6 protein-coding genes are annotated in these 7,544 nt (G+C 50.1%); 3 read left to right on the top strand and 3 right to left on the bottom strand.

The genetic code is table 11. The features are described from left to right. The 3 genes from bioB to lspA form a co-directional block, all read left to right on the top strand. On the top strand, positions 1-1,059 hold a 1,059-nt coding region (bioB, locus tag IQ219_RS13890; RefSeq protein ID WP_228017105.1), incomplete at its 5' end, for a biotin synthase BioB. Next, on the top strand, positions 1,043-1,696 hold the full coding sequence (locus tag IQ219_RS13885) for a biotin transporter BioY (protein ID WP_190598841.1): 654 nt from the start codon (positions 1,043-1,045) through the stop codon (positions 1,694-1,696). The genes bioB and IQ219_RS13885, both read left to right, overlap by 17 nt. Next, positions 1,696-2,181: a signal peptidase II gene (gene lspA, locus IQ219_RS13880; RefSeq protein ID WP_194019053.1), complete on the top strand. Its 486-nt coding sequence runs from the start codon at positions 1,696-1,698 to the stop codon at positions 2,179-2,181. Before IQ219_RS13885 ends, lspA begins: the two co-directional genes overlap by 1 nt. Before the next feature lie 119 nt (positions 2,182-2,300). Here lspA and IQ219_RS13875 read toward each other — a convergent pair whose 3' ends face one another. The 3 genes from IQ219_RS13875 to IQ219_RS13865 all read right to left on the bottom strand — a co-directional run bounded on the left by IQ219_RS13875 (position 2,301) and on the right by IQ219_RS13865 (position 6,916). After that, the gene (locus IQ219_RS13875; RefSeq protein ID WP_194073001.1) at positions 2,301-3,077 is read right to left on the bottom strand and encodes an EAL domain-containing protein; all 777 of its coding nucleotides are present in this window, start codon (positions 3,075-3,077) and stop codon (positions 2,301-2,303) included. Between the two features lie 378 nt (positions 3,078-3,455). Next, entirely contained in the window at positions 3,456-5,153 is a 1,698-nt protein-coding gene (locus IQ219_RS13870) for an iron uptake porin (RefSeq protein WP_194073000.1), read from the bottom strand. A 179-nt stretch (positions 5,154-5,332) separates the two neighbouring features. Beyond that, positions 5,333-6,916, bottom strand: a complete 1,584-nt coding sequence (locus tag IQ219_RS13865; RefSeq protein ID WP_194072999.1) for an ABC transporter permease subunit — start codon at positions 6,914-6,916, stop codon at positions 5,333-5,335. Positions 6,917-7,544: the final 628 nt, after the last annotated feature.

Here is a 7,544-nt window from a genome sequence, read left to right as displayed (position 1 = left end):
CCCTCCCATTCCCCGGCCGATCGCCACGGGACTCTGCAGGCTTGGTTAACAGGTCTGAGTCAGCGCATTATTGACGGCGATTGCCTGACCAGGGAAGAAGCATTACAGTTGGCGGCGATCAAAGGGGAAGACGCTATTCTCCTGCTCTGTGAAGCGGCCAATCGCATTCGGGAAGCCTGCTGTGGCAATGTGGTGGACCTTTGCAGCATCATCAACGTTAAATCTGGTAACTGCTCCGAAAACTGCGGCTTTTGCTCCCAATCTAGTCACCATCCCGACCCCAACTCCCCTATTTATGGCCTCAAAACCGAGGCGGAAATCCTGGAACAGGCCAGGGCGGCGGCGGCGGCGGGGGCCAAACGTTTTTGCTTAGTTAGCCAGGGTCGGGGCCCCAAATACCATAGCCCCAAGGATCGGGAATTTGAACAAATCCTGGCCACGGTGCGGCAAATTATCCAGGAAACCAACATTAAGCCCTGTTGCGCGTTGGGGGAAGTGACCCCGGAGCAGGCCCAGCAATTGAAGGAGGCTGGGGTAACCCGCTACAACCATAACTTGGAAGCATCCGCCACCTATTACGACAAAATTGTTACCACCCACACCTGGCAAGACCGGGTGGACACGGTGAAAAATCTTAAAGCGGCGGGCATCCAAGCTTGCACCGGCGGCATTTTGGGCATGGGGGAAAGCTGGGAAGACCGCATTGACCTCGCGTTAGCCCTGCGGGATCTGGAAGTGGAATCGGTGCCCCTCAATCTGCTCAATCCCCGCCCTGGCACTCCTTTGGGGGAACAGCAAAAGTTAAATCCCTACGACGCCCTCAAGGCGATCGCCATTTTCCGGTTTATTTTGCCCCAACAAATTATTCGTTATGCTGGCGGCCGGGAGGCGGTGATGGGGGAATTACAAGATTTGGGTCTAAAGGCAGGCATTAACGCTATGCTAGTGGGCCATTATTTAACTACCCTGGGCCAGCCCCCCGAACAAGATCAACAATTATTGGCATCCCTTGGCCTCGAAGGGGGAGAAGCCCCTGTCCCCGGTGAATACCAATCCTGAATCTGACCTCGACCTTGTGACGGAGGAGATTGAACTCCCCAAGCCTTCCCTGCTGGCAGAAGTCCTGTTGGCGATCGCCGGACTGCTGTTGACTGTTTTTTGTACCTTTGTGCAGGTATTTGCCACCAATCCCCCTTGGCAATGGTGGGAGGATGGCATCTATTCCAATCCCCTGGGCACAACCTACCAGGTGGGGGCCGTATTGCTCACCGCCTGTTTGGGAGGGGCTAGGGCCGGGGCGATCGCCCAGTTGGGTTACATTATGCTTGGCCTAGCTTGGTTGCCAATTTTTGCCCATGGCGGCGGCTGGGACTACTGGCAACAGCCTACCTTTGGCTACTTATTAGGTTTCATTCCAGGAGCTTGGGTCTGTGGTTGGTTGGCTTACCGTTCCCAAACCAAAATTGAAACCCTGGCCCTCAGTTGCCTGGCCGGTTTGGGGGTCATCCACGGTGCAGGTATAGTTTATCTAGGGATGATGGCTTTGCTGAAACTGGGTAATCCCCCCATTTTGTCCCTGCCAGACCTACCCCAGGCCCTGTTGACTTTTTCCCTCATGGCTCTGCCCGGCCAGATTATTCTGGTCTGTCTGACTGCTGTGCTGGCCTACTTTTTGCGGAGAATCCTGTTTTATTGATGGCCCGGTCTTTTTCCCTCGCTAAAAACCCCCTCTTCTGGCAAGTGGCGATCGCCGGCATTATCTTGGATCAGATCAGTAAACTTTGGGTGAGCCAGGCCATGGACCCTGTAGGTACAACCTGGCCGCTGTGGTCTGGGGTTTTCCATTTCACCTATGTGCTCAATACCGGGGCGGCGTTCAGTGCTTTTCGCGGCGGAGCTGGCTGGTTAAAATGGCTTTCCCTCGGAGTAAGCGTCGGCTTAATTATCTTTGCCGGCAAAGTTCCCCTCCGCAAGTTAGAACAATTAGGTTACGGTTGCATCCTGGCGGGGGCAGTGGGTAATGGCATTGACCGTTTTTTGTTTGGCCATGTAATCGATTTTCTCGATTTTCGCCTGATTAATTTCCCCATCTTCAACCTAGCCGATGTTTCCATTAATATTGGCATTGCCGCCCTACTCTGGGCCAGTTTTTTCCCCGTTTCTTCCCGTAAGGTTGATTAAAACCTAAGGCTATTTAGTGGATCGATGTAGACCGATAAATTCATCGCTCTGAATTTTTTAAACATCTTCTGAACCAGCAACGGTAATAACTTGTGAGCTTGTTTGGTTAACTACCCGGCTCAACTGAGATCGCCAGTTTGACTAGGCTGTCCCCGTGTACGCCAATAGTACTTTTTAAATTCCTCAGCCGGGATAGGGCTCGAATAATAATACCCTTGGGCCATCGAAATCCCTGCAGATTGGAGAGCCACAACCTGTATTTCGGTTTCGAGCCCCTCGGCGACGACCTCTAATTGGGTCGATTGTAGCAAGGCTGAAAGCCCCCCAAGCCACCCCGGACAGAGGCAATCGGAAGTGATCTGGGCAACGAGGGACCGGTCGATCTTAATAATATCCAAGGGACAACGGGATAAGATAGCCAAATTTGCACCACCTAGCATCACGTCATCAAGGGCAATTCGGACACCAGACTGAGTAGCAGCTTCGAGGGCGGCAAGGCCTAACCGATCCGGTAATCCCCTTTCAGTTACTTCAAGGATGAGCTGTCGCCGGAGGAGCGCCAACCCAGTCTTGTCTGCGGCATACTCCAGTCCGCCCCGCCCCAGAATTTCCGGCGGTACATTGAAACTGAGATGGGCCTCTTCGTGGACTCGGAGCCACTCGCCTAACTCGGCTGCCATGGTTTCAATTACCCAATAGGTCAGCAACCCCGATACGGGAGTGTCCTCGATCAGGGGAATGAACTGGTCCGGCATCACCGTTCCGGATGGCCTTCTCCACCGAATCAAAGCCTCCGCACCGACACAGTGGCCCTCGACAAGTCTGACAACAGGTAAATACTCTAGGAAAAACTCGCCCTGATCTAAACCAGCGCGAATTGCATCAATGGTGATCATCCAGCTCCGTGAGTTGATAGCCCAAATATCCCTTTTTCATCAGAGTGGGGGAATTTTGGAAAAAGAGGGGAGAAGGCACGGAGTGTTGAGAAGGTAAGGGAGCATCAAAAGACGGCAACTGTCTAAACACTTACGATACAGCAAATTCTGAATCAGTTTGATATATATACAACAGTGATAACACTTATTTTCATAAGAGTTTTGCTGTGCGACTAAGATGCTGTAAACGCTGTAAATCCGATGAAGCTATAGTTCCGGAAGTGGGGACAGATGAGACTTCCAAATATAGCTGTTATAAGAATGTTAAGTGGCATAAAAGAAAACGTCTGCCTGTGATGACACCATTGACAGAGCTATAAAGTGAGATTGTTTGAACAGCTAAAACTTAAAGCTAGTTCTTAAAGCGGCTACCCAGAGGGGATCTCGGCCATTGGCGGGATTAATGCCAATCCAAAAGGCCGGGGTGAGGGAAATATTATCGTTGAATTGGTAGAGGTAAAAGGTTTCCACAAACCAAGGAGCATCGGTGGTGGCGGGGGTAATATCAGGCACATTATTGTTATTACTGATAAAGGAAGCATAGGGGGGTTGTCCTACTGATACGACGCCCACATTGCCCTCCTTACCCAAATCGGGAAAAGCTAAGCTAACTTTCCAGTTCCAAATGTCTGCCGTATCCCCTTGGCGATCGCCACTTTTGGCCGTTGCATCGCTATACATGCCCCAACCTTCCAAGCTAAACCAATCGGCTAACTGCCAGGTCCAAATAACGGCGTAATGGTTAGTGCTACTGGCGGCGTCATCAAAAGGGTTATCAGTGTTGGCCAAACCGGTGAAGCCCAAAGCAGAAAAGCTGTCGTATTGCCCCTGGGGGATGTAGTTATGGAGATAGGAAAAAGCCACTCCAGTGTTGGCGGCGGGGACATAATTCAACTGGGCCCCCACCCCAAATTGACCGTTAAATAGTCCTTCACTTTGATTGGGGGAAAAACCTTTACCGGCGGAATAAAAGCCTCCCAAACTGAGGTCATCGGTGAAGCTGTAGGAAAAACCCGCCCCGGGACCAGAATTGTCGTTGGGTAAATAAATAGGGGCGATCGCCCCGAAGAAAGACACCGCCCCATCGGTGAAGGAATTGGTGTAGGGAGCGAGGGGGTCCATGATGTCGTCCATGGTGATGCGATTACCCGCTAGCCAAATGCGGGCCCGATCGCCAACGGGGAAGTTGTACTGAACTTTATTAACATTTAAATTGCCCTGTTCTTCGGTGGCGGCAAAGTTAAAATCAGTTAAATTACTACCGCCCCGGGCCAAGAAAAAATTGCCCGATTGTAAGCGCACCAACAGATTGTCTTCCCCAGAAAAGCTAGTATTAAAATTAATTCTTTGACGAAAATTAACGGTAACTTCGCCATTTTGCACCGGTTGATCCGGCGGACCATCGGCCTGTTCACTGCCTCCAACTCCAGACAAAACCCAAATGGAATCCCCAGTTAACTTAGTGGTGACAGAAAACTGGTGATCTTCTAAATAAGCAATGCGGGTTTCTAAGTTATCAATGCGGGTGCTATAAGCCTGTAATTCCTGTTGAAATTGTTGGGCTAAAAGCTTGAGTTTATCAATATCCTCCCGTAAAACTGCCACATTTTCTTGTATTAAACGCTCCATCACATTCATGCAAGCATTTAAGCCAGCGGCAAATTCCCAGCGACTCAACGCCCGATCGCCTCGAAAAGTACGGTCAGGATAGCCCACAATACAGCCATAGCGCTCCACGAGGCTTTGTAGAGCTTCATAGGCCCAGGCAGTGGGTTGCACATCCCGCAACTGATCGACACTGGTTACCTGTCCCATGGTAGTTTGCAAACTACTAACGGAAGTTTGGGTATTGTCGTTGACAGTGAAAGTTCGTCCCAAGCGTCGCCGCTGGGGAAAATTGTTCTGTGCAGATAAATTGTCTAAATTATCCAAGGACTGGGCGAAAATGGGCTCCGTATTTCCTCCCCCCACAATGGCCATGGCTAATACAGTGATCCCCAGGGAAGATAGGCAAGCAAACTGTTTGGTGAAGTTCATTTTTTAATTGATTTAGTTAATGAAAAAGTCAGACACTAGATGCAAATAAAAAATAGATGGTGGGGAGATTGGTCAGCTACAGAAAATTAACAAAGGGGTTAATGAAACTGACTTGATAGGTGGAGAAGATTATCGGCTACCTGCATAGAACAAGCATTACAGCCGCAGCAGAAACCAAGCTAAGCCGTCACTGCCTTTGCTTTCTTCTTCGCCCGACCAACGGGGTCCATGTAATTTTCTAGCCATTTGAAGACGAAGGAAGAAATGGTAGTGAGGAGTAAATAAACTAAAGCAACGGCAATATAAACTTCGAAAGCCCGATAGGTGGTGGCCACAATCAATTGCCCTTCCCGGAAGAGCTCCTGGAAGCCAATCACAGCGGTTAAACTGGTGTCCTTAATCAGGGTGATAAACTCGTTGCCCAGGGGCGGCAAAATGCGGCGGAAAGCCTGGGGGAAAATTACCTCTTTCATGGTCTGCCAAGGGGACATACCCAGGGATTCACAGGCTTCCCACTGACCCCGGTCAATGGATTGAATGCCCCCCCGGATAATTTCTGCTAAATAGGCGGCCACGTTCAGACTGAGGGCAATAATGGCCGCGGGAAAACGGTCAATGGTGATGCCCAAGCCAATTTCCTTGAATAGGGCTGGTAAACCGAAATAAATGATAAATAGTTGCACCAGCATGGGAGTGCCCCGGAAAAACTCCACATAGATTCGAAAGAGCAGTTGCAGGGGTTTAATGTCGGAAATTAAGGCGATCGCCACCCCAGTGCCACCGATTAAGCCAAAGAACACTGAGAAGGCCGTGAGCAAAACGGTGAGAATGGAACCCTTAAAGAGATTGCGGAACAGGGTGATGAGAAAATTGTCGTTGGGGCTAACTTGACTGCGTTCGGTCAGGGTCTGGGCCGTACCCACTTTACCCACCAGAGAGGGGGCCACTAGGGGTAGAAACGGCGGATTCTTTTCGCCAAACCATTTTTCATAGATGGCGTTATAGGTGCCATTTTCAATGATTTGGAATAAACCCTGGTTGAGCGCTTCCCTGGTTTGATTAATTTCCCCCGCGGGTGCTAGGGGCATGGCAATGCCGTAATAATCTTCACTGCCCACATTGGCCCCAATTTTGACGTTCTTGAGACCCGCATCTTTGATGGCGTAGAGTAACACTGGTCGGTCGTTGATCACCGCATCGGCGTTACCGTTCACTAATTCCTGCAGGGCGGAAGTGATGGAATCAAAATTGGTCACATTGGCCCCCGGTACTTTGGTGGCCACCATGGCCCCGGTGGTGCCGATCGCCACGGCTAATTTTTTCCCTTCCAGATCCTTCAGACTTTTGATGGTGTCGTTGCCATCCTGCACGGCGATCGCCAACACCGATTTGAAATAGGGGCTAGAAAAAGCCACCGACTGGGCTCGCTCCGGGGTAATGGTAATGGCACTGATGGCCGCCCCTACTGTGTTGGATTGCAGGGCAGGAATAATGCCGTCGAAGGGATAGCCCTGGATGTCGATGGTGACCTGGGCAGCCTCTCCGATCGCCTTAATCAAATCAACGTCAAAACCGGTTAATTGCCCCGTGGCTTCGTCGGTCATTTCAAAGGGAGGAAAGGTTGGTTCCGTGGCCACAATGATGGTTTTGCGGGAAACCTGGGAAAAGGCCGGGGTAAACTGCATGGCGATCGCCAAAAATATCCCCAGGGCCAGCAATAGGTAATAACGCCAAGCCCTCCCCCAATGATTAAATTTCACCATGCCCTACATTCCTCATACCGTGGGTCTAGCCTCCGCGGACTTTCGTTTAAATTTTTAACGACTAAGGGAGACAGTTAACAAACTTCCCCAGTATTTCGGGAAAAGCCAGGGGGAATAGCATCGTAGAATACTTTTTATTCCCCATCTAAATCTAAGGTCAAACTGGATCTACTTCCCGTGTCCTGCGAGAACAATCATGATTTATGCCCGATCTCCGGGTTTTGGAAGTATTCCCGAATTTAGAGTTTCAACTTCATTCCCACGATGAAATCGCCTCAGATTCGGGTTGTTACTACTTAGATAAGTAGCCAAATCCTAGAGGCGATCGCCGTTCAGGCAGGGAATCGGTATTTTTTTGACGAAAGATAGCCATATTCCTATCAATAGACAAGTTGATGGGAATATAGGTTATTGATTATGGCTTCAGATGAAATTTACCCCAAAAGTTGGCTGTAGGGCCTGTGCCTGGGGAGAGTCAACTGCAAAAACGTCCGATGAAATCGGCACTGTCCTTTTAAGGAGTGAAGTGGCAAAAGCCTCTACAGGTAAGTATTTCTGCAATTTCGACAGGGCGGTCAATGAAGCCCATGGCCATAGCCGGAGTGGTATTTTTTCCCAGACTTCCATG

The sequence above is a fragment of the Synechocystis sp. LEGE 06083 genome (assembly GCF_015207725.1).
Lineage (GTDB): Bacteria > Cyanobacteriota > Cyanobacteriia > Cyanobacteriales > Microcystaceae > Synechocystis > Synechocystis salina.
This window is presented reverse-complemented; position numbering and strand designations above follow the sequence as displayed.